The following is a 22,840-nucleotide window of genomic DNA, read 5'->3' as shown; positions in this document are numbered from 1 at the left end:
TATTTTTTATTTTTGATTCACACAATAGCTTATGATAAAGTTCAATTCTTTTACGCTTGATAATGGTCTGAATGTATATGTTCACGAAGACAAAAATACACCTTTAGCCGTTGTTAACCTACTATATGATGTGGGCTCAAGAGATGAGAAACCCGATAAAACAGGTTTCGCTCATTTGTTTGAGCATTTGATGTTTGGAGGGTCAAAAAATATCCCAAATTATGACGAGCCGCTTCAAAAAGTTGGCGGGGAGAATAACGCCTTTACAAGTACTGATGTCACTAATTATTATGTCACACTTCCAGCGCAAAATATTGAAACAGCTTTTTGGTTGGAATCTGACCGAATGTTATCGCTTTCTTTTGACCCAAAAGTATTGGAAGTTCAAAGAAGTGTAGTGATAGAAGAATTTAAGCAGCGTTATCTAAACCAACCTTACGGGGATTTATGGTTGAAAATGAGGCCGCTGACTTATGAAAAACATCCTTATCTATGGGCGACCATTGGAAAAGAAATTTCACACATCGAGAATGCAACGATGGATGATGTAAAGGATTTTTTCTTTACACACTATAGACCTAATAATGCTTATTTAGTAGTGGCAGGAAATGTAGAAACAGAGCAAATAAAGGATTTAGCTGAAAAATGGTTTGGTGAAATCCCATCAGGTGAAAAGCGGGAGAGAAAACTGCCTGTTGAGCCAAAGCAAGAAAAGGCTAAGTTTTTGGAAATTGAAGCGGATGTACCAGTTGATGCCTTGTATAAAGCCTACCATATGCCAGCTAAAACGGATGAGAAATATTACGCAACGGACTTGATGAGTGATATTTTAGGAAGAGGTAAATCCAGTAGATTATATAAGAAATTAGTGAAGGAAACTGGTTTTTTTTCTAGCCTAGCTGCATACGTTACAGGTTCAGTTGACCCTGGATTATTGGTTATAAGTGGTCAGGTTTCATCAGGTATTAGTTTAGAAAATGCGGATAAAGCTGTTCAGCAAATCATTAAAGAATTACAAGCGGAAGAAGTAGCCAATATAGAATTAGAAAAGGTTAAGAATCAGGCCATTTCTACTACAGTTTATGGTGAAGTTGATATTTTGAATCGTGCAATGTCCATCGCTTTCGGTGCTGCAATGGGAAATCCTAATTTGGTAAATGAAGAAATAGATTTAATCAAAGCAGTTAGTAGAAAAGATATTCATGAAGCTTCAAATGAAATTTTAAGAGACCAAAATTGTTCCACCATTTATTATAAAGCAAAGAAATGAATTTCAGAATAGGATATGGTTATGATGTGCATCGCCTGGCAGAAGGTGAAGAATTCTGGTTAGGCGGAATAAAACTGGATTATCATAAAGGCGGAGTAGGACATTCTGATGCCGATGTTTTAATCCATGTGATTTGTGATGCTTTATTGGGTGCTGCTAATTTGAGAGATATTGGTTTTCATTTTTCCGACCAAGACCCACAATATAAAGGAATAGACAGTAAAATCCTCTTGGAAAGAACAGTGGCTTTAATTCGCAAAAAAGGATATGAAATTGGAAATTTAGATGTGACAGTAGGTTTGCAAAAACCAAAAATCAACCCTTTGATTCCTGAGATGGTAACAGTTTTATCTAAGGTGATGAAGATAAGCGAGGATGATTTATCTTTAAAAGCAACCACCACAGAGAAATTAGGATTTGTGGGTAGGGAAGAAGGTATAGATGCGCATGCTGTTGCATTGATTTATAAGGTGGAGCATCGTAATGATTTAGATTAACAATCATGGATAGTATCAAAATTATAACTACTGAAGACGGTTCTCATTCACTTTATCATGAAGGATTAAAGGAAACTTATCACTCTTTTCATGGTGCTTTGCAGGAGTCAGTTCATGTTTTTATTGAAAAAGGTTTACGATTTTGGAGAACCAAATCAGGTTTGCCCAAGCAAGTCAATATTTTTGAAGTAGGTTTTGGAACAGGATTGAACGCCCTTTTAGCCGCTCAGTTTGCCATGGAAAATGAAGTGAAAATCAATTTCACCACTTTAGAGCCTTTTCCATTAGATATGGAAATTATTGATCAATTAAATTATGCCCAATTAATAGGTCAGGAAGATTTAAAAAGTGTTTTTGAGCAAATACACACTAGCGAATGGAATGAAATTGTTGAAATCAATTCTTATTTCTCTATTCATAAAATTCAAAACAAACTGGAGGATTTCCAATCTGAAGATAGATTTGATGTGCTATTTTTTGATGCCTTTGCTCCAAACAAGCAAGCAGAATTGTGGACATCAGATTTATTGCAGAAATGTTTCTCTTTATTGAGAGAAGGAGGGGTTTTTACAACCTACAGCGCTAAAGGGCAATTAAAAAGAGACTTAAAATCTGTAGGCTTTGAAGTAGAAACTTTACCTGGCCCTCCAGGAAAGAAAGAAATGGTGAGGGGAGTGGTGAATTAGAGGATTCTTCTAAAATTTTTGAGCTTTACCTAACTACGGAACTTTATTCTATAATGTCTTCGACATTAATTTTTAACCACAAAGTAACAAAAGAAAACAAAAGGAAAATAATCAAGATTATTTTTAAATCAAATTGGCAAAGTGCTCATTTACAAAGGTTTTTTGTCCTTCGCTGTACAGATTATATACATTAAAATTATAAAGAATACCTTTTGGTATTTTTAATAGCTTCATATAGCTCAATAATTGAGCCTCATGTACTGGTAATAGGTCTTTAACGGCTTTCAATTCAATGCATATGGAATTTTCAACTATTAAATCACATCTTAAATTTGTAATTAAGTCCAATCCCTTAAATTTAATTGGAGTCATTTTTTCGGTTTGAAACTCAATATTTCGGTTATTAAGTTCATGTGCTAAACATTGTTGATATACACTTTCTAGTAAACCAGGACCTAATTCTTTATGAACTTCAATTGCAGCGCCATTTATTTTATAGGTTAGTTCATTAAGATAGGTTTTACTTATATTCATTTGCATTTGGGTTTGGTTGAATTTTTTCTGTGAAACAATCTTAAGATTTTTAATGCTTTTTAGCAATACTTATATTTGATAATCAATATCATTATCTACTCTCCAATCGAACAATATACTTCATTCTTAGAGAATGAATTGCCGAAGGCAATTCAACTTTTGTTTTCTTTTGCCTCTTTGTGGTTAAAATAAAATCACGAAGTGATTAATTAAATGTAGGCTTGTTTCACATTACTCTAATTTGAGTTTTAATCTTTTCAAGAGTCTCTAAGAAAGAAATGGTTGAGTGCTTAGCCGAAACAGATTTTTAAATCATTTCTCTCAAAACTCATGTCCATCTAATTATTGTTATTAAATTCATGCCATGGATTTAAGACTTTTCTTTAGCCCCGTTCCCGAGGAGATTTATTCCGATATTAAAAAGCAAGGGACTTTTTATAAGAATATTAAAGTTTATCAAGAGAAATTCCCTGATTATAAAAGTGCTGATATCGCTTTGATTGGTATTTCGGATAAAGGAATTAATGAAGAAAATGCAGGTACGGTGGGCGGTGCGAATGCCCTAAGAAAAAAACTCTACAGATTATCAAAAGGTTCTGGCGCTTATAATATTGTGGATTTAGGAAATATTTCTGAAGCTATTGACACGGAGCAAACTTTCGGAAGAGTTCAAGAAGTTTGCCATGCTTGTATCGAAAATAATGTGTTGCCTATCTTAATTGGTGGTTCTCAAGATATGGGCTTTGCTCAATATTTGGCTTATGAAGAAATGGAAAAGCTCATCAGCGTTTTAAACGTGGATGCTTTTTTGGATATGGAGGATAAAGAGGCTCCAGCCAATCAACAGCATATACAAAAAATGCTAATGCACCAACCCAATTATTTATTTAATTATAGCCATTTAGCCTATCAAACCTATCTAGTAAATCCACAGGCAATCACCACACTTGAAAAATTATATTTTGAAGCGCATCGAATAGGAGCTTTACGTCATGATATAAAAGAAATGGAGCCTGTTATCCGTCAAGCAGATATGATGAGTTTTGATTTGTCTGCTATAAAATCTTCTGATTTCCCAGCCACTGTTCAAGCTCAGCCTTTCGGATTGACAGGTGAGGAGGCCTGCCAATTATGTTGGTATGCAGGGATTAATGAAAAATTGAGTGCTATCGGGTTTTATGAATTTGATGTCACTAAAGATGATGAATCCAGTAAATCCGCAGCGGTTTTGTCGACCATGATTTGGTATTTTATCGAAGGATTTTATCATAGAAAAGAGTCAAGGGATTTCCGTTCCAATGATTATATGAAATATGTGGTATCCATGCCCATGGAGCCAGAAATATTGACTTTTTATAAAAGTAATTTCATTGATAAATGGTGGATGGAAGTTCCAAATCCATCGGGAAATAACCGCTTTAATCGGAATTCTATTGTTCCATGCAGTTATTCAGATTATCAACAAGCATTAAAAGGGGAGTTACCTGAAAGGTGGATAGTGATGCATTCTAAACTATTTTAAGATTAAGGCGTATTTTTGTTCTATGAGAAATATTTTAGGATCAATAATTTTAATAATAACTATGGTTGCTTGTAGTCCTGCTGAGCAATCGGCTGACCAAACAATTCAAAATGCTATCAAATATTATGGTGGTGATGCTTATGATAAATTAGATGTTGAATTTCAATTTAGAGATAAATTTTACTCGCTTAAACATGATGATGGTAAATTTCAATACAAAAGAATTTTTCAAGATTCCACTGGTAGAGAAATCAATGATGTTTTAGATAATACTGGATTTAAAAGATTAGTTAATGGTAGAGAAGTTGAATTATCGGCTAAAGATTCTGCTGCTTATGCCAATTCCGTTAATTCCGTTCATTATTTTGCATTACTTCCTTATAATCTTAAAGATGACGCAGTTTTGGCTCATAACAGAGAAGATGTTCTGATAAAAGGTAGACCTTATAAAACAATTGAAGTGAGATTTAAACAAGATGGTGGAGGCGCAGACTATCAAGATGTTTTTATTTTTTGGTTTAATGCTACTACATTCGAAATGGATTATTTTGCTTATTCATATCAGACAGATGGTGGAGGCGTTCGCTTCAGGGAATCTGTCAACAAAGAGAAAGTTGATGGAGTTATTTTTCAAGACTACAATAATTTTAAGGCTGATAAAGGGACAGATTTAGCTAGTTTGCCATCTAAGTTTGCAAAGCAAGAATTGGAATTGCTTTCTAAAATTGATTTAGAATTTAATCCTGAGCCTTTATGATTGTTTCAAAACCTCGCTATAATACCATTTTTGCATTAAGTATCTTTTTAGTTCTTATTTTCGGGTCATTTTTTTTGTTATTGGACAGCCTTTTGAATAGTGAATCTTTTTTTATAATCAAGCTCATTTTAACTCCAATTACACTTGTCATTGCCTTATTGGTTTTAGGGAAATTATTGGCTGCTGTGAAAATTATAAAAGCAGGAAATAATAGGCTGAATATATTTTTTCCGATTAGTCGCAGTAGAATTGATTTGCCTCTTGCCGAAATTAAAGGCTGGAGAGAGGATATAGTCAAAACTAAGCAAGGGGAGTTTAGGGAAACAAAAATTCTTTACGGCAAAAAAAAGGTTATTAAACTTTCCAATAAGGAAAATACAGAATACGATAAATTAGTTAAATATCTCAACCAGAAAGCCAAAAAGCAAAAGGCTAGTTGAGAACCGATCGCAAATTCAAATGCTATTTAAAATCACAAAAATTTATCACCGAAGATTTTAAAATATCAGCTATTTCCTTCATAGTCCACAAATGAATCTATCTATAAATTTGACAAAGTAATATGTTTGGCTAAATTCGGCTTGTTTTTAAAACCAAATGAGACGTTTATGGCTGAAAAAGTTGAAGAATTTAGTAGTAGGTGGAGTATAATCCTGGCTTCTTTAGGAATGGCTATTGGTGCAGGGAATCTCTGGCGTTTCCCTCGAATTGCCGGGGAATATGGAGGTACTTTTATTATACTTTGGATGGTGTTTTTATTAGTTTGGTCAATCCCTTTACTGATGGCTGAATTAGCTTTAGGTAAGCATTATCAAAAAGGAACTTTAGGTTCATTAGGAAATTTAGCTGGTAAGAAATTTAATTGGATGGGGGTATTTATCACCATCGTAACGCTGGGAATTGCATTTTACTATTCCGTTGTTACCGGCTGGTCACTCCGATATTTCATTCTGAATACGGAGAGTTTGATAGGATATCTTTTTGGCTCTGGTGAATTGAATACCAAAATTGGTGAGACTGATTTTATGGATACCTTTTGGGCAAGCTTATCTAATTCCAGTTGGGTTGCTGTGGTTTGTTATGTGGTGACTATTTTGGCGGCTATTTGGGTGTTAAGTAAGGGAATTAAAAATGGATTGGAAAAAGTAAATAAAATCCTAATTCCAACCTTATTTATACTTTTAATGGTGGTTTCTGCTTTTGCTTTAAATATGGAAGGTGGATATCAAGGTTTAGAATATTTATTTACAATTGATGTAGACAAATTCTCTAACCCAACCATTTGGATTGAAGCAATTACTGATTCCGCATGGAGCACTGGTGCCGCTTGGGGTTTGATGATTACAATCGGTTCTTTCTCTAATAAAAGAGAAGATGTCACTTTAAACACCTTCCTAGGTGCTTTTGGGAATAATACAGCTGCCTTATTGGCGGCTATGGCTATATTGCCTGCAGTTTTTGCTATGTCTGCCACTCCAGAAGGTGCTATGGCTTATTTGCATGAAGGCAGTCAAGCGCTGACGTTTACGGTCATACCGCAACTTTTTGCAAAAATGCCGGGAGGACCAATTTTATCCTTCATATTTTTCGGAGCATTTTTAATGGCTGCGTTTAGTTCATTGCTGCCCATGATGCAATTGCTCATTAAAAATTTAACAGACTATACTTTAACAAGAAAACAAGCAGCTTTCGTAGCGGGTGCTTCTTGTTTTATAATTGGATTTCCATCCGCTTATTCTTTGGATGTATTTAAAAATCAAGATTGGGTGTGGGGATTAGGATTATTGGTAAGTGGTATTTTCTTAGCATTCTTGATAATTAGATATGGTCCAACTAAGTATAAAAAAGATTTCATAGATGAAAGCTCTGATTTCACAGTTGCGAATTGGTATTTCAAACTCATGATTTATGCCATTTTTATTTTCGGATTATTTCTAGTGTACTGGTGGATGAGTCAAGGTTATAGCGAGTATCCTTGGTTTGATGCAGAGGGCAATTGGAATGTAATGGATGTTTACAGTAATGCGAGTATTGTAACTCAATGGGGAATTGCATTAGTGATCGCAATTGTATTTAATGGATGGTTTTACAAAAAATTTGTTAGAAAATGATGAGTACAGAAGCAATAATCGGAATGGTAGTTTGTTTGACTATCACTTTGGGGGGCTTTATCGGTTTAGTGATTAAAGCCCTTTCAATGGACAAGAAAAAGGAAGAATAAAAATTGAAATATTTAAATATATAGCTAAAAGGGGAATCATTCGATTCCCCTTTTTATTTTTTCTGCTCCAAAAATGCTTTTACCATTTTCTTAGGTACTATATGATACCCATTTACTGGTTTTAAGTTTTCTGGCTTATCAGTTGGGGAAAGATGAACATGATATCCCTCTAGTTCTTCAATGGCTATCATATCATCTACTTCATATAAATCATCCTTGTGAACTTCATCAAAACCATTTAATAACTTTTCTTTTGCTCTTTTTTTAATATCGGTTGCAAGTCTGCCGACTAAAAAAGTTGTAGCGTGATGTTCCATAAAATCACCTTCTTTATAGGCACCTAAATTGATGAAAAATAATTTTTTGTCTTTATTCGTATTTTTTTCTTTAAGTAAACTGATTTTATATCCGTCTACAACATCTAATTCCAGATAGGAATCAATGTGCATTTTCTCCGGAAGTCCGAACCACTTTTCGAGTAATTGGAAATAGCAGTCCTCAATGTTGGGTCCTACTGCAAATACCACATCATGTAGTTCAGTATTTGATTTTTCTGCTGCACCGCCCAAAACGACTGCATATAATTTTAATGAATTCATTTTCTAAATCTTAGTGGAAAAACAATAACTATTCAAACTCATTCAAGTTTAACAAAGGTAAACTAAATTAAAAACATAAATTATGGCGAAAGTAACATTAGGCGGAAATCCGTCCAACACAGTGGCAGATTTACCTGCTAAAGGAGAGAAAGCTCCTGATTTCAAATTGGTAAAAACTGATATGTCAGAAGTTTCTCTTTCAGATTATAAAGGTAAAAATGTGATATTAAATATATTCCCAAGTGTAGACACTAAAGTATGTGCTATGTCAGTAAGGGAATTTAATGAAAAGGCGGCAGCTTTAGACAATACAGTGGTGTTATGCGTTTCAAAAGATTTGCCTTTTGCACAAGCAAGATTTTGTGCTGCTCAGGATATTGAAAATGCAATTCCAGTTTCGAATTTTAGAAACGATAGTTTTGGAAAAGATTATGGAGTAGAACTTGTTGATGGTGGATTTAAAGGACTAAATGCTAGAGCTGTTGTAGTCGTAAATCCAAAAGGAAAAATAGTTTATAATCAGTTAGTTCCTGAAATTGGAAATGAACCTGATTACGAAAAGGCATTAGCTGCAGTAAAATAACAAAATTTAAAGTTTATTGATAAAAAAGAAGGCTCGGAAACAATTTTCCGAGCCTTCTTTATATGTGAAAGTTTTAGTTTTATTCTTGAACTAAAACTTCTATTTCGATATAGTCATTAGAATTATCACCTGCTTCAATAGTTGCTACTCTGAACAAACCATATAAGCCATCTTTGTTATTTGTGTCTAATTGGAAAGCAACAACATCACCAACTGCTAGGTTGCTAATTGTTTGTCCTTCATTAATATTATCTTCTCTTTCCCAAACTGCTGCTAAATCTTCAGAGGTAGTTATATTTAAATATTCCTCACTAGATATTGTAGTAAGTCTAAATTCAGTAGCGTTTCTAGTAGTCCAATCACTGATGTCAATACCGTCTAAGTTGTAAGCGTTTGGCGAAGCAATAGTGGCCTCATCAGTAACACCATAATAATAACCAAAATCAACATCTGAGGAGTTAGGTGCAGCACTTGCATTTACCTCATCTTCTGTAACAGTCTCACCTAAATTAGTAGAAAACCAAGTATTAGTAGTTCCATCAGCTGCTGGAGCATAAACTAAAATATCTGTATATGATCTTAATGGAGTCGACCCTTCAGTCACTTCAAAACTTGCTTCGCTGTTAACAGCCGATTGATTTTCTCTATCAATGATAGTAACATCTATTTCAACTGTAGATCCAGCAGTTCCTACAGGAGCAGTTAATGTGAAGCTTAAATTACCAACTGAATCTTCGTTATTGAATCCTAAGTCAAAGTTTGTGTATGTAGTATCAATTACAATATCGCCATCAAGAAAAACTTCATATTTAACTTGACCTAAATTACCTGGAGCTACCCACTCATATTCCAATTCTACTTCCTCTCCTTCAGCATAACTAAGTTCTAATTCACTTGTTAATGTAATTGTTGGACCATTTATAAGTGATCCCTCTTCATCTGCTGCCGGATCACAAGCCGTAAAAAAAAGCATTCCTGCTGCAGCTAACAATAATCCGTTGTTCAAAAATTTTTTCATAGTTCTTTGTCTTTTGTTGTAAAAATTTAATTCAAGTGTCTGGAATCGTTTCCAGATACACTAAAGACCCATTTTATAGACGAAAGGTTGTACACATTTATTAAAAATAATTATTTGTTTGAAATTATTAAATATTAAATTTTAATTATCCTATATTTAGTATAATAATAAAAATGTAATCCTTTGTTTAAGAGGTATTTAATGTTGGTTAGTTTGAGTAAAAGCTTAAGCCGATGTAATAAAAAAAATATTTTTTAGGTATTTCAATTAATTTATATAACTTTATTGATAGAATTTTAAAGAATTAATTTTAACTTGCTTGAAGTTTTGTTGTACTTTTACAATGAATAATTAATATTTCGAATTAGAAAACTAAATTTACCATCACTAAAAAACTGAATTATGGCAGAGAATAACCAAAGCATCTTTGACATGATAAACCAATTCGGACCTTACGTAGGTATGGTCACCATTGGGGTAGCCGTCTTACTTGTCTTGTTATACTACTTAAGGTTAGGAACCTTAAAAGAGTTTAAACAAAAGTATGAATACATTAACAAAAATGAAATAGATGTTTTATGGCGGTCTGCTGTAATAATCTTGGTTGGTGCTGTAATATGGGTTAATGCCCTATTTGGAGAATCAGAATTATTATGGTTGTCCGTAAAATTATTTGTTTCAGCAATGTTAGCCCTAATAATTGGTGTTATCATTCAAAACGTATTAAGATTTTACTTTCCTTTCTACATTGAAAAAAGATTGAAAAAGTTAAGATACACTCCAAGGGTATCTCCTAAAACCGGAAAGCCAATGAAGCTTTTGAGTGAAGAAGAAGAGGATGTTTATTTGGACGAGGGTATGCAAGCAGAGGAAGATATCTTCTCAATTGATTATGATGTTTGGGTGGATGAAGAAACTGGCTACACCAAAATTGAAAAATATTCTGGTCATCTGCACGCATTGCAATGTTCTGAATGTAATTACCAAACATTAAAAGTTGTGAAAGAAGAAATTATTAAATCACCAACGGTAACAGAAGATGGTGAATTAATGAAATATTTCAAATGCTCATATTGTGGTCATAAAGCGAGAAAAACGTTCCACATTGCAAGATTGAAAGAGCCAAGTCCTGAAGCAGCTCCAGATAGCACTTCAGCTTCAGCTTAATCATTAAAAAATTAACCTAAAGCCATTCATACTTCTGAATGGCTTTTTTATTGCTTTTAAAATTGAATACATATATTCTTGGTTTCGGTAAAAAATCTCAAAGCTTCCAAACCACCTTCTCTTCCTAGACCACTATTCTTCATTCCTCCAAAAGGAGTTCTTAAATCACGATTCATCCAACAATTTATCCAAACAATACCTGTTTCAATCTTACTTCCAATTCTATGGGCTCTTGATAAATCATTAGTCCAAATGCTAGAAGCTAATCCATAGTCACTTTCATTTGCAAATCTTATAGCTTCATTCTCATTTCGAAATGAATTTAAACTAACTAAAGGCCCAAATATTTCCTCTTGGTTAACCTTGCAATGATTCGGTAGATTTTCAAAAACATGAGGTCTTAGAAAATAACCTTTGCTGTTTTCCTTTTCTAATTCTAATTTCTCATCTCCACATAACAAATGGCCGCCTTCTTCCTTGGCTAAACGGATATAGCTTTTTACTTTTTCTAAATGTTGTGCGGAAATCAATGCTCCCATATTGTTTGCAGCATTTGTAGGGTTTCCTATTTTCAAGTTTTTGACTTTTTCTACGAATAATGATTTAAATTCTTCGTAAATGGATTTTTCAATGTAAAGCCGTGAAGAACAAAGACAGATTTCTCCTTGATTTGAAAAAGATGCTCGAACCAATTCTTCTACTGTTTTATTTAAGTCACAATCTGCAAAAACTAAAGCAGGATTTTTACCTCCTAATTCTAATGATATTTTTCTGAACATAGGTGCTGAAATCTCTGCGATCTTTTTCCCTGTATCAGTTCCACCAGTAAATGAAATGGCTTTAATTCTTTTATTTTGCACAATAGCATTACCTATCTCTGGTCCAGTGCCATGAAGAATGTTTAGCACTCCTTTTGGGAGACCTGCTTCAATGCAGATTTTGCTCAGTAAAAAAGCAGTATAGGGTGTGATTTCTGAAGGCTTAGCAATAACACAATTGCCGGTTACAAGTGCGGGAGCAATTTTCCAGGTAAATAAATAAAGCGGTAAGTTCCATGGGGAGATACACCCAACCACACCAAGTGGTTTTCTTAACGTATAATTAATCGATTTTTCATTTGCATGCGATTCACTACTAAATTGAGTAATAGCGTGAGCAAAGAACTCCATATTTGAAATAGCTCGTGGAATGTCAACAGTTTTTGCTAATTGAATTGGTTTTCCAGTATCAATACTTTCAGCAAGTGCCAATTCTTCTAAGTTGTCATTAATGAGCGCAGATATTTTAATTAAATAAGCTGCTCTTTCTTTTGCTGGTAAACCGCTCCATTGTGGAAATGCCTTCTCAGCAGAATCTATAGCGAATTTTAAATCGATCTCATCAGAAAGTGGAATTTTAGCGAATACCTTAGTCGTAGCTGGATTTTGGTCATCTATATAGTTATTGGATTGAGGTTTGCTTAATTCACCATTGATATAGTTTGCTAAAATTTCCATTTCAAATACAATCTAATCTTCCGCCATCGACAGGTAAATTTACTCCATTGATATAAGATGCTTTCTCTGAAGCTAAAAATAGTACTGCATCGGCTACCTCCTGAGGTTCTGCAAATCTACCAACAGGGATTTTCGATTGCATTTCCTTACTGACCTCATCCAGACTGTTTCCACTTGATTTACTTTTACTTTGAATCAAGCCTTCTAATCTGCCAGTCATCGTAGCTCCTGGTAGAATATTATTCACCGTAATACCAAATGGACCCAATTCATTGGATATGGTTTTTGACCAACTTGCGACTGCACCTCTTATGGTGTTTGATATCCCTAAATTTGGAATCGGCTGACGTACGGAGGTTGAAATAATATTGATAATTCTACCATACTTTTTTGATTTCATGTTAGGGATTACTGCCTGAGCTAAATATTGATTACAAATCAGATGCTGCTGAAAGGCCGTCATATAACCTGTACCCAAAGCTTCATGAGCCTGTCCTGGACTTGGTCCGCCTGTGTTATTGATTAAAATGTCTGCTTGATGTTGGGTACAATATTCTAAAGCGATCTCTCTCAAATATTCAGGGTTATTATAATCTGCAACTAAAATATGATGATCTTGATTATGATTTGACAACTCATTTTTAGTGGATTCTAACTTAGTTTTATCTCTTGCGATTAGCGTGACATGTGCACCCTCCTTAGCAAAGGCGTGAGCAATTGCTTTCCCTATACCAGCGGTGCTTCCACCCACTAAAACTCTTTTTCCATTTAAATTTAAATTCATTTTGCTAATTTTTATTAATGAATATTAACATCTGTTAATATTGTATGTCTGATTTTAAACTCCGTCTTAATTTCACTAAATTTAAAAGATTAACAAAATCAATTCGAAGATAAGACCGTTTCAAGCTTTATAAAATTGAGAAAAGATGGCAATAAGAGAACCTTTTAATTTAACAAAGTGGGTAGAAGAAAATAGAGATTTGTTGAAACCCCCCGTTGGGAATAAAAATCTATATAAAGAAGCTGGAGATTATATCGTTATGATTGTAGCTGGCCCAAATGCGCGTAAAGACTACCATTTCAATCAAACAGAAGAACTTTTTTATCAGCTTGAAGGAGAAATATCTGTAAAAGTTCAGGATGAAGGTCAAGCGGTTACTATGAATTTAGGACCTGGCGATATGTTTCTTTGTCCTGCAAATACTCCTCACAGCCCAGTTCGTAAAGAAGGCTCAATTGGGTTGGTCGTGGAAAGGGTTAGAAAAGGAACTGACATGAAAGACGGTTTGCTTTGGTATTGTGATAATTGCAACCATAAGTTGCATGAAACTTACTTTCCTTTAGAGGATATTGAAAAGGATTTTTTACCTCGGTTTAAAGAATTTTACTCTTCAGAAGAATTGCGTACCTGTAATAATTGTGGACACGTAATGGAAACAGACCCTAGATTTGTCTAAATGGAAAAAGTAGCTGATATAGCGACTAAACGACCTTTGAAAGTAGATATCCACACGCATATTTTGCCTCAAAATTGGCCCGATTTGCGGGATAGATATGGATATGGAGGCTTTATTCGATTAGAGCACCACAGGCCATGTTGTGCCCGTATGATGATGGATGATAAATTTTTCAGGGAAGTTGAAGATAATTGTTGGGATCCAAAAACAAGGATGCACGAATGCGACCATCATAATGTGGATGTTCAGGTTTTGTCAACAGTTCCTGTTATGTTTAGTTATTGGGCGAAAGCCAATGATGCTCTTGACCTATCTAAAATGCTTAATGATCATATAGCAGGAGTAGTCGAAAAGTATCCTGATCGATTTATTGGTTTAGGTACATTACCCATGCAGGCACCTGATTTAGCAATTAAAGAATTAGAGCGCTGCATTAATGACTTAGGATTAGCAGGTGTTCAGATAGGAACTCATATCAATGAATGGAATTTGGAAGCACCTGAGGTATTCTCGGTGTTCGAAGCTGCACAAGATTTAGGGGCTTCCATATTTGTACATCCATGGGATATGATGGGAAAAGATCAAATGCCCAAATATTGGTTACCATGGCTTGTTGGAATGCCAGCAGAAACTTCAAGAGCAATTTGTTCTATGATTTTCGGAGGGGTATTTGAAAAACTTCCTGATTTAAAAGTTGCGTTTGCACATGGAGGAGGCTCATTTCCTGCCACCATTGGTAGAATAGGACATGGTTTTGATGTCCGTCCAGATTTGTGTGCTATTGATAATCCGCATCATCCAAGAAAGTATTTAAACAAATTCTATGTAGATTCTTTGGTTCATGATCCTTCGACCTTGGAATATTTGATAAAAACCATGGGAGAGGATTTTATTGCCTTGGGGACCGATTATCCTTTTCCATTAGGGGAACTGGAGCCTGGAAAGATTATTGAAGGGAGTAGATTTTCTAATGAATTGAAAGCCAAATTGCTAGGACAGAATGCTTTAAAATGGTTGGGTTTACATCAAGAAGCATATGCAGGACGTTGAGCAAGAATTTTTCATTGAAACTAAAATTGGGAAACTCTTAATTGGTGTATCTCAAAATAGAATAGCTCGGATTTCATTTAACCAACCGAATAATACATTAAAAGGTATAAAGCCAAAAGTAGTTACCAATTTAGAAAATCAGCTTTTAGAGTATTTTAATGGGCATCGAAAAACATTTCAGTTAGAATACTCTTTAAGTGGAACTGATTTTCAGAAAGAGGTCTGGAAAAAATTGCTTGACATACCTTACGGAAAAACAATAAGCTATGGTAAATTAGCGGCTCAGTTAGGAGACGTCAAAAAAATCAGAGCAGTCGCTAATGCTGTAGGTAAAAATCCTGTCCCGATTGTTATTCCTTGTCATAGAGTTGTTGGCATGCATGGGAATTTGACTGGCTACATTGGCGGGTTAACAAACAAAAGATTTTTAATAGAATTAGAATCAAATAGGCAGCTGGGCTTATTTAATTGACTTTACATTAATCAAAAAATGGAAGAAAATTATCAGAATACACTTCAATATGCTCAAAAAATGGATCAAGAAGATCCTTTGAAAAAATATAGAGATGAATTTTATATCCCCAAAATTGATGGACAACAAGTAATTTATTATACTGGTAATTCATTGGGGCTGCAACCGAAAAGAACTAGATCTTTTATTGAAAGAGAAATGAAAGACTGGGAGCTATTTGGAGTAGAGGGGCACTTCAATAAGCAAAAAGAGAATATTTGGTATAAATACCATGAATATGGAAAGAAAACTTTAGCTGAAATTGTGGGGGCAAAGCCAATTGAAGTTGTTCCTATGAATAATTTAACAGTAAATCTTCACCTTCTCTTAGTATCTTTTTATAAACCAACTGCGCAGAAATTCAAAATAATTGTTGAAAAAGGGGCTTTTCCATCGGATCAATATGTTTTTGAATCACAATTAAATTTTCATGCTAACCATGGCGGAAAAAACTTATTTGATCCAAAAGAAGCTTTAGTAGAAATTGGACCAAGAGAAGGTGAAGATATTTTACGTACAGAAGATATAATTTCGATTATTGAAAAACATCAAAACGAACTTTGTTTGGTAATGATGGGTGGTTTGCAGTATTACACAGGCCAATTTTTTGATTTAGAAAGTATCACCAAAGCAGCGCATAAAGTAGGAGCTTATGCAGGTTTTGACTTGGCGCATGCAGCAGGAAATATAGAATTGAAACTTCATGACTGGGATGTGGATTTTGCATCTTGGTGCACCTACAAATATTTAAACTCCGGACCAGGGAATGTTTCGGGTATTTATGTCCACGAACGCTTTGCAAATGATAAGAGCTTAGATCGTTTTGCCGGTTGGTGGGGACATGACGAGGCTGAGCGTTTTAAAATGAAAAAGGGATTTATCCCAATGGCAGGTGCTGATGGTTGGCAATTGAGCAATACTAATGTATTAGGTCATGCAGCACATTATGCTTCTTTAGAAATTTTTAAAGAAGTAGGGATGAAAGCCTTGAGAAAGAAGAGTGTTTTACTTACAGGCTACCTTGAATTTTTAATTAATGAATTCAACCAGAAGGAGAAGATTTTTGAAATTATCACGCCTAAAGAACCTGAAAATCGAGGTTGTCAACTGTCTCTTTATTTATTGAAATATGGGAAACCATTATTTAATGAGTTAATGAAAAGAGGTGTTTTAGGCGATTGGAGAGAACCTGATGTGATTAGGTTGGCACCTGTGCCTCTTTATAATACTTTTGAAGAGCAATATCAATTTATAGTAAAACTAAAAGAAGCGGTAGAAGCCGTTAAAAAAGCTTAATTTGAAGAAAGAGATTAAACATATCGGAGTGTTGGGTGCGGGTTTAGTGGGTGCACTTTTAAGTATTTACTTAAAGAAAAGAGGATATCAAGTGAGCCTTTACGAAAAGAGAGAAGATATGAGAAAAATCTCTACTGATTTTGGGCGTTCGATCAATTTAGCTTTAAGTAGAAGAGGAATTAAAGCCTTAGAAGATGTAGGGATAATTGAAAAAGTGAAGAAAATAATGCTCCCGATGGAAGGCAGGATGATGCATAGCCAGAGCGGTGAACTCACTTTTCAGCCCTACGGTAAAGATGGACAATTCATAAATTCGATTTCAAGAGGCAATCTTAACAGAATTTTGCTTGATGAAGCGGAGGCAAATGGTGTTGAAATCAAATTTGGTTACACTTGCAAAAATGTAGATGTTAAAAACACTAGCGTTACATTCGAAACGCCCGAAACTGAAAAAACGCTGCAGTTTGATTTGCTATTTGGGTCTGATGGCGGTTATTCGCAGGTGCGTCAGGCCATGGCCAAAACAGATAGGTTTAATTTTGAGCAATATTATATTCCACATGGATATAAAGAATTATCAATTCCTGCCACCGAGGAAGGTGATTTTGCGATAGCTCCAAATGCATTACATATTTGGCCAAGAGGGCAGTATATGTTAATTGCACTGCCCAATTTAGATAGAAGCTTTACATGTACATTGTTCTTTCCTTTTGAAGGACATCCGTCATTCGAGAGTCTACAAACACCACAGCAGGTTTTAAATTTCTTTAAGAATACATTCCCAGATAGTTTACCTCATTTAAAGAATATTCAGGATGAGTATTTCAAAAATCCTACTGCCTCTTTGGTTACCATTAAATGCGAGCCATGGGTAAAAAATAATTGTGTTTTAATTGGAGATGCTGCGCATGCAATAGTTCCTTTTTACGGACAAGGAATGAACGCTGGATTTGAGGATTGTTGGGAGCTTAATTTGTTATTAGATAAATACGATGATGACTGGGAAGATGCATTAAAAGAGTATCAGAAATTACGGAAAAAGGATGGAGATGCGATCGCAAATTTAGCATTACACAACTTTGTGGAAATGCGAGACTTAGTTGCAGACGACAAATTTTTGGTTCAAAAGAAGATTGAAGCTAAGTTACATGAGCAGTTTCCAGAGAAATGGATACCACTTTATTCTATGGTTACATTCAGTGATTTGCGCTATTCTGAAGCCTATGAAATTGGGAAAAAGCAGCAAGTTATTATGGATGAAGTCATGCAAAAACCTGATATTTTAGAAAATTGGGAAAGTGTTGATTTAGAGCAAATTGTAAGAAAATTGGAGAGTTAGTCTACGGTTAATTTAAACATTATTTATTTATTCCGTTTCTATTAGTGAACAAAACAATAATAAAAATGGCATATACTGTTAAGATTACCAAAGTATTTTCCTTAACACATAACGTAAAACAAATCACAACTGAAAAGCCCAAAAATTACAAGTTTCAACCTGGTCAAGCAACAGAGGTGGCGATCAATAAAAAAGGCTGGGAAGAAGAAAAAAGACCTTTCACATTTACTTCTTTACCGGAAGATGATCACCTAGAATTTGTAATAAAGACCTATCACGACCACGAAGGTGTAACTCATAAAATAGATAGCCTTAACGAAGGAGATGAATTAATTATTGATGATGCATGGGGTGCCATTGAATATAAAGGTACAGGTACTTTTATTGCTGGTGGAGCTGGAATAACCCCCTTTATTGCTATTTTCAGAAATTTAGAACAGAAGAATGAAATCGGAGAAAATAAACTTATTTTTTCTAATAAAACAGGTGATGACGTAATTCTGGAATCCTATTTTAATGATATTTTAGGAGATAATTTTATTTCTACATTAACACATCAGAATATCGAGGGTCATGAAAATAAGATCGTAGATATGGATTTCTTAAAAAAACATTTGGAAAATTTCACTCAACATTTTTATGTATGTGGACCAGATGCCATGATTAAAGATGTGAGTAAACATCTAGAAATGTTGGGTGCAAGTCCTGATGCTATAACTTTTGAAAAATAAACAGTTTACGACTGTTTTATAATTTAAATAGACAATAAGATGAATATATTAGTAAGCGGAGCGGATGGAAATTTAGGAAGTGCGGTTGTCGAACAATTAAGATCTGAAGGACATAAAATTTATGGACTTTTCGGCAAAAAAGAAAATATCAAAAATTCAGATAGCGGTTTGAAGCAGGAATTGGTTGATTTGACAAATCCTAAAGCTGCACTTGAGGCAGTGGAAAACTCGAACAAAGGTTTTGGTGAAATAAACGGAGCAGTTTTAACAGTGGGTGGTTATGCAGGTGGTGGTATTAAAGATGTTACTATCGATGATATTCATAGTCAAATCAAGCTTAATTTCGATACTGCTTTTAATTTAGTTAAACCATTATTAGAAAAAATGCCGAAGGGTAGTCAGTTATTTTTGATTGGGGCAAAACCAGTATTATCATCAAATGATTTAAAGAATGTTGTTTCATACGGCTTGGCTAAGCAGCTGATCTTCAGCTTAGCTGATATAATTAATGCGGATTATTCTGAACATCAAATCAGTGCGCATGTTGTGGTGCCTAGCATAATTGATACGCCTCCAAATCGAGAAGCAATGTCTGACATGAATTTTGACGATTGGGTAAAACCTGAACAAATTGCAGCTACTATTTCACACTATTTGCAGCACCCTGAATTAAGAGAAGGGATTATTAAAGTTTATGGAAATATGTGAAAGAATTGTCTCAAAAGTCATCAATCAATTGACTTTTGAGACAATCTTATTTATGATTTCAAAAGGTTTCTCAATCCCAAAAGAGCGATAATACTACCAGCCACTAAAGAGGTATAATACCAAGCCTCACTCATTCGATAGGCATTTTCATCTAATAAATCATTCACTTTTTCACCTACTGAGGCATTTGGACTATGGTCAATGGCCCAGTAAATTGTAAATGCGCCAATTGCAATTAAAATTATTCCTCTTAAAAGTCCTTTTTTCATAGTTAAAAAATTTTGGTTTACGCAATTTACTTAATTTTCATACAATACTAAAAAGCGGACATATACCTATTTTTTTAAGATTTAAAATTAACCTATCTTTATATAAATAGACCGCAACTAATTTTTTGAGCTTACGATAAGCATAATAGAGATGTCTAAAAAACTTAAAAATATTCCCTGTGATTTATGCCTGAGCAGGCGTAAATCAATGTTTAATGAACTCCCGTCTGAAGCACTCTGCGCATTAAGTGAGCATAAAAGTACCTTATCACATAATAAAGGTCAAGTATTATTTTTAGAAGGTACTCAACCCATGGGATTGTTCTGTATTAGTGAAGGCAAAGTGAAAATTTTCAAAACAGATGACTCTGGTAGAGAGCAAATAGTTCGTTTAGCACAAGAAGGAGATTTTTTAGGTTATAGGGCGCTACTTTCTGGAGAAAATTACAATTCCTCCGCTACTATTCTAGAAAATGCAAAGGTGTGTTTCGTTCCAAAAAGTAGTTTCACTGAGCTTGTTTCTAAAGATCAGAAATTCCAGAATAAATTAATGCAAGCTGTTTGTCATGATTTAGGCATAATGGAACAAAAAATGGCAGATATGGCCAATAAAACTGTAAGACAAAGGCTGGCTACAACCTTATTGATGCTAAAAAGCTCTTATGGTGTAGATGGAGATCAAAAAACAGAAATCGATATAGCTTTAACCAGAGAAGATTTAGCCAAAATTGTTGGTACCGCTGCAGAAACGGTAATTCGATTGTTATCAGATTTTAAAAAAGATGGATTAATTGACTTAAATGGTAAAAAAATTACCGTTTTGAACGATAAAGCATTGGCTAAAGAAATCGACTTATTTGCTTAATCTTTTAATATTCCCTTAATTTTCGAACTAATATCACATCATTAGGCTTATGTCTGCTGATTATCGTAATTTTGTATTATGCAAGAGAAAGCAGTCCATATTCAGAAAGAATTAATAGAGGTAAATCTTAGCAAAAAGGATATCCGAAAAATGTCCGTGGAGGCCATAGCAGAAGATTTAACCAAATCTGGCGAAAAAGCCTTTAGGGCCAAGCAGATTTATGAATGGCTTTGGATGAAATCTGCTTCCTCATTTGAACAGATGACCAATCTTTCGAAAAATTTGCGTGAATGGTTAGATGAAAATTATTGCATCAATAGAATTACTATTGCCTCTAAGCAATTGAGCTCCGATAGAACCATTAAAGTTGCTTTCCGATTGCATGACGGAAATGAAGTGGAAGGGGTATTAATACCTACTGAAAATAGAATGACTGCTTGTGTTTCTTCTCAAGTTGGTTGTTCTTTAAGTTGTAAGTTCTGCGCAACAGGTTACTTGAAAAGAATGCGTAACTTAGAAGCAGCTGAGATTTATGATCAGGTGGTGATGATTAAAGAATTGGCAGAAACGCATTACGATATGCCACTTTCCAATATTGTGTATATGGGAATGGGTGAACCGCTCTTGAACTATAAAAATATGATGGAATCCATTGAACACATCACTTCTGAAAAGGGATTGTTCATGTCTCCAAAAAGAATTACGGTTTCCACAGCAGGTATTTCCAAGATGATTAAGAAATTAGCTGATGACGATGCTAAATTTAATCTAGCACTTTCTCTGCATGCCGCTAATGATGAAAAGAGAAGCCAAATCATGTCAATTAATGACAGTAATAACCTCCCCGTTCTGAGAGAAGCTTTAGAATATTATCATTCCAAAACCAAAAACAGGGTAACTTTTGAATATTGCGTTTTCAATAATTTCAATGATAGTCTGGAAGATGCAAAGGAACTATGGCAATTCACCAAATATGTTCCAGCCAAGGTCAATCTTATCGAATATAATCCGATAGACCAAGCGGACTTCACAAACACAGATGAAGACAAGCTCGATAAATTTGCAGCCTTCCTTGAAGAAAGGGGAGTGATTGTGAATGTAAGAAGAAGCCGTGGTAAAGATATCGATGCTGCTTGCGGGCAATTAGCGAATAAACATTAATCACTTATTCCAAATATGTTATTTTTAGTATCTATTAATAATACTTTGTTTAAAAACATTTGGTTACCAGTGACTCCCATCATTACCCAATTCGGAAAATACGAATAAGGATTCATACTGCTAGCAGCATATATATCAGGCTGGTTTTCTATTATTTTCCCAATTTTAATATCGGAATTAAGTTTTCTTCTATAAAATTCCAACGATTTTCCCCATGCCGATATACAACACAATGTATCAATAGTTTGTGAATTGTCCATATTTGACAATTTATTAGGGGGTAGTATTAACGAAAACATACTTGAACCTGTGTCATAGAAAAGGTTTACATTTTCATCATCCACTTGGGCTGGCAGCAAAATTGGGAAGCGCTTTAGACTAACTCCATTTACCAAATCAAAAGAATAATTTAAGTCCTTCACATCCTGGTTGGTGATGGTAATTTTATCATTTCTGAAATCCAATATGAGCTTTCTATCTAAAATGGCATCAAAACCAATCGTACCAATGATGTTGAAAGCAGAATCTATTTCAGCGCTTCCCATCTCAGGTAGTATTCTTAGATAATCTGTTTCCAAAATAATATCACCAATTTTTAATTGCGCATCCTTAAAATATTCTTTTCCAGAGTCGTTTGTTGCAGGTGATAAGTTCGGGTATTTTTCTTTTAGCTTATTTAATTTTCTTCCATATAGTACAGTCTGGGGGGCGCCAGTATCAAATTGCATGTAAAAAGAATCATTCACCCCATTAAGCTCTACTTTTACAAAAAAGGAACCTATTTCCGTTTTGATGTTTCCAAAATTTCCTTCACGCCAAATAATTTCAGAAAAACTTAATGAGTCAGGCTCAGTAAAATTTGAAAATGTACTTACTGTTGATTTTGTTCTCCAATAGTAATTGAACGTGTGCCATCCAGCAAAAGATAAAATCAGGAAAGTTATAAATAGGGTAATAAAAATTTTAAAGAGTTTGCTCACAGTCCGTTTTATTAATAATTCATTTCAAAAATAGAAAGTTTATTAAGAATGCTATCGAAAAAATTATTCTCAATTGAAAAAAATTTTCAAGATTCTCTAGAATTAATGCAAATTATTTGC

25 protein-coding genes are annotated in these 22,840 nt (G+C 34.4%); 18 read left to right on the top strand and 7 right to left on the bottom strand.

The genetic code is table 11. The features are described from left to right. The first annotated feature begins 31 nt into the window (after positions 1-31). Genes VFM92_RS01350 through mnmD form a run of 3 tightly spaced genes read left to right on the top strand, consistent with a single transcriptional unit; the run spans position 32 to position 2,453 of the window. A complete protein-coding gene (locus tag VFM92_RS01350) occupies positions 32-1,270 on the top strand; it encodes a pitrilysin family protein (RefSeq protein ID WP_325120394.1) in 1,239 nt (412 codons plus the stop codon). Further along, positions 1,267-1,767 (top strand): 2-C-methyl-D-erythritol 2,4-cyclodiphosphate synthase, encoded by a 501-nt coding sequence (gene ispF, locus VFM92_RS01345; RefSeq protein ID WP_325120393.1) that lies wholly within the window; start codon positions 1,267-1,269, stop codon positions 1,765-1,767. The genes VFM92_RS01350 and ispF overlap by 4 nt, the downstream gene beginning before the upstream one ends. A gap of 5 nt (positions 1,768-1,772) precedes the next feature. Then, positions 1,773-2,453, top strand: a complete 681-nt coding sequence (gene mnmD, locus VFM92_RS01340; protein WP_325120392.1) for a tRNA (5-methylaminomethyl-2-thiouridine)(34)-methyltransferase MnmD — start codon at positions 1,773-1,775, stop codon at positions 2,451-2,453. A 123-nt stretch (positions 2,454-2,576) separates the two neighbouring features. On the opposite strand, the gene VFM92_RS01335 is transcribed toward mnmD, so the two are convergent. After that, the gene (locus VFM92_RS01335) at positions 2,577-2,987 is read right to left on the bottom strand and encodes a GxxExxY protein (RefSeq protein ID WP_325120391.1); all 411 of its coding nucleotides are present in this window, start codon (positions 2,985-2,987) and stop codon (positions 2,577-2,579) included. Between the two features lie 364 nt (positions 2,988-3,351). Between VFM92_RS01335 and VFM92_RS01330 the strand changes: the two genes are divergently transcribed. From VFM92_RS01330 to VFM92_RS01315, 4 genes are all read left to right on the top strand, one after another. After that, positions 3,352-4,509, top strand: coding sequence for a formimidoylglutamase (locus tag VFM92_RS01330; protein WP_325120390.1), 1,158 nt, complete (start codon positions 3,352-3,354; stop codon positions 4,507-4,509). A gap of 22 nt (positions 4,510-4,531) precedes the next feature. Next, entirely contained in the window at positions 4,532-5,266 is a 735-nt protein-coding gene (locus VFM92_RS01325) for a DUF6503 family protein (protein ID WP_325120389.1), read from the top strand. Continuing rightward, positions 5,263-5,706, top strand: coding sequence for a hypothetical protein (locus tag VFM92_RS01320; protein WP_325120388.1), 444 nt, complete (start codon positions 5,263-5,265; stop codon positions 5,704-5,706). Before VFM92_RS01325 ends, VFM92_RS01320 begins: the two co-directional genes overlap by 4 nt. A 168-nt stretch (positions 5,707-5,874) precedes the next feature. Next, on the top strand, positions 5,875-7,377 hold the full coding sequence (locus VFM92_RS01315) for a sodium-dependent transporter (RefSeq protein WP_325120387.1): 1,503 nt from the start codon (positions 5,875-5,877) through the stop codon (positions 7,375-7,377). A gap of 163 nt (positions 7,378-7,540) precedes the next feature. Here the strand turns inward: VFM92_RS01315 and VFM92_RS01310 are convergent, their stop codons facing one another. After that, on the bottom strand, positions 7,541-8,086 hold the full coding sequence (locus VFM92_RS01310) for a DUF1543 domain-containing protein (RefSeq protein ID WP_325120386.1): 546 nt from the start codon (positions 8,084-8,086) through the stop codon (positions 7,541-7,543). Positions 8,087-8,168: 82 nt separating this feature from the next. On the opposite strand from VFM92_RS01310, the gene tpx reads away from it, so the two are divergent. Then, a complete protein-coding gene (gene tpx, locus VFM92_RS01305) occupies positions 8,169-8,669 on the top strand; it encodes a thiol peroxidase (protein WP_325120385.1) in 501 nt (166 codons plus the stop codon). Between the two features lie 79 nt (positions 8,670-8,748). Here tpx and VFM92_RS01300 read toward each other — a convergent pair whose 3' ends face one another. Beyond that, positions 8,749-9,687, bottom strand: coding sequence for a hypothetical protein (locus tag VFM92_RS01300; RefSeq protein WP_325120384.1), 939 nt, complete (start codon positions 9,685-9,687; stop codon positions 8,749-8,751). A gap of 402 nt (positions 9,688-10,089) precedes the next feature. On the opposite strand from VFM92_RS01300, the gene VFM92_RS01295 reads away from it, so the two are divergent. Further along, positions 10,090-10,854: a hypothetical protein gene (locus VFM92_RS01295; RefSeq protein WP_325120383.1), complete on the top strand. Its 765-nt coding sequence runs from the start codon at positions 10,090-10,092 to the stop codon at positions 10,852-10,854. Positions 10,855-10,910: 56 nt separating this feature from the next. Here VFM92_RS01295 and VFM92_RS01290 read toward each other — a convergent pair whose 3' ends face one another. Both VFM92_RS01290 and VFM92_RS01285 read right to left on the bottom strand, forming a co-directional pair. After that, entirely contained in the window at positions 10,911-12,350 is a 1,440-nt protein-coding gene (locus tag VFM92_RS01290; RefSeq protein ID WP_325120382.1) for an aldehyde dehydrogenase, read from the bottom strand. A 1-nt stretch (position 12,351) separates the two neighbouring features. Then, positions 12,352-13,134 (bottom strand): SDR family oxidoreductase, encoded by a 783-nt coding sequence (locus VFM92_RS01285; protein ID WP_325120381.1) that lies wholly within the window; start codon positions 13,132-13,134, stop codon positions 12,352-12,354. 145 nt (positions 13,135-13,279) lie between these two features. On the opposite strand from VFM92_RS01285, the gene VFM92_RS01280 reads away from it, so the two are divergent. From VFM92_RS01280 to VFM92_RS01250, 7 genes are all read left to right on the top strand, one after another. Then, complete coding sequence (locus VFM92_RS01280) at positions 13,280-13,810, top strand: 3-hydroxyanthranilate 3,4-dioxygenase (protein ID WP_325120380.1); 531 nt, start codon at positions 13,280-13,282, stop codon at positions 13,808-13,810. Continuing rightward, positions 13,811-14,860: an amidohydrolase family protein gene (locus VFM92_RS01275; RefSeq protein ID WP_325120379.1), complete on the top strand. Its 1,050-nt coding sequence runs from the start codon at positions 13,811-13,813 to the stop codon at positions 14,858-14,860. It begins immediately after the preceding gene. Beyond that, positions 14,847-15,332: a methylated-DNA--[protein]-cysteine S-methyltransferase gene (locus VFM92_RS01270; RefSeq protein ID WP_325120378.1), complete on the top strand. Its 486-nt coding sequence runs from the start codon at positions 14,847-14,849 to the stop codon at positions 15,330-15,332. Before VFM92_RS01275 ends, VFM92_RS01270 begins: the two co-directional genes overlap by 14 nt. Positions 15,333-15,350: 18 nt before the next feature. Continuing rightward, on the top strand, positions 15,351-16,667 hold the full coding sequence (kynU, locus tag VFM92_RS01265; RefSeq protein ID WP_325120377.1) for a kynureninase: 1,317 nt from the start codon (positions 15,351-15,353) through the stop codon (positions 16,665-16,667). A 1-nt stretch (position 16,668) separates the two neighbouring features. Next, positions 16,669-18,006 carry an NAD(P)/FAD-dependent oxidoreductase gene (locus VFM92_RS01260; RefSeq protein ID WP_325120376.1) on the top strand — a complete coding sequence of 446 codons (1,338 nt, stop codon included), beginning with the start codon at positions 16,669-16,671 and terminating at the stop codon, positions 18,004-18,006. Positions 18,007-18,071: 65 nt separating this feature from the next. Then, positions 18,072-18,737 (top strand): FAD-binding oxidoreductase, encoded by a 666-nt coding sequence (locus VFM92_RS01255; RefSeq protein ID WP_325120375.1) that lies wholly within the window; start codon positions 18,072-18,074, stop codon positions 18,735-18,737. A 39-nt stretch (positions 18,738-18,776) separates the two neighbouring features. Beyond that, entirely contained in the window at positions 18,777-19,445 is a 669-nt protein-coding gene (locus VFM92_RS01250) for an SDR family NAD(P)-dependent oxidoreductase (RefSeq protein WP_325120374.1), read from the top strand. 50 nt (positions 19,446-19,495) lie between these two features. Here the strand turns inward: VFM92_RS01250 and VFM92_RS01245 are convergent, their stop codons facing one another. After that, positions 19,496-19,714: a hypothetical protein gene (locus VFM92_RS01245; protein ID WP_325120373.1), complete on the bottom strand. Its 219-nt coding sequence runs from the start codon at positions 19,712-19,714 to the stop codon at positions 19,496-19,498. Between the two features lie 151 nt (positions 19,715-19,865). Here VFM92_RS01245 and VFM92_RS01240 point away from each other — a divergent pair, with 151 nt between their 5' ends. Further along, complete coding sequence (locus tag VFM92_RS01240; protein ID WP_325120372.1) at positions 19,866-20,579, top strand: Crp/Fnr family transcriptional regulator; 714 nt, start codon at positions 19,866-19,868, stop codon at positions 20,577-20,579. A 78-nt stretch (positions 20,580-20,657) separates the two neighbouring features. Then, a complete protein-coding gene (rlmN, locus tag VFM92_RS01235; RefSeq protein ID WP_325120371.1) occupies positions 20,658-21,740 on the top strand; it encodes a 23S rRNA (adenine(2503)-C(2))-methyltransferase RlmN in 1,083 nt (360 codons plus the stop codon). Here the strand turns inward: rlmN and VFM92_RS01230 are convergent. Then, complete coding sequence (locus VFM92_RS01230) at positions 21,737-22,720, bottom strand: hypothetical protein (RefSeq protein WP_325120370.1); 984 nt, start codon at positions 22,718-22,720, stop codon at positions 21,737-21,739. The genes rlmN and VFM92_RS01230 overlap by 4 nt on opposite strands. Positions 22,721-22,840: the final 120 nt, after the last annotated feature.

This window comes from Marivirga sp. (assembly GCF_035704835.1).
Classification (GTDB): domain Bacteria; phylum Bacteroidota; class Bacteroidia; order Cytophagales; family Cyclobacteriaceae; genus Marivirga.
Note: the sequence above shows the minus strand (reverse complement) of the source record. Positions and strands in the feature narration are given on the sequence as shown.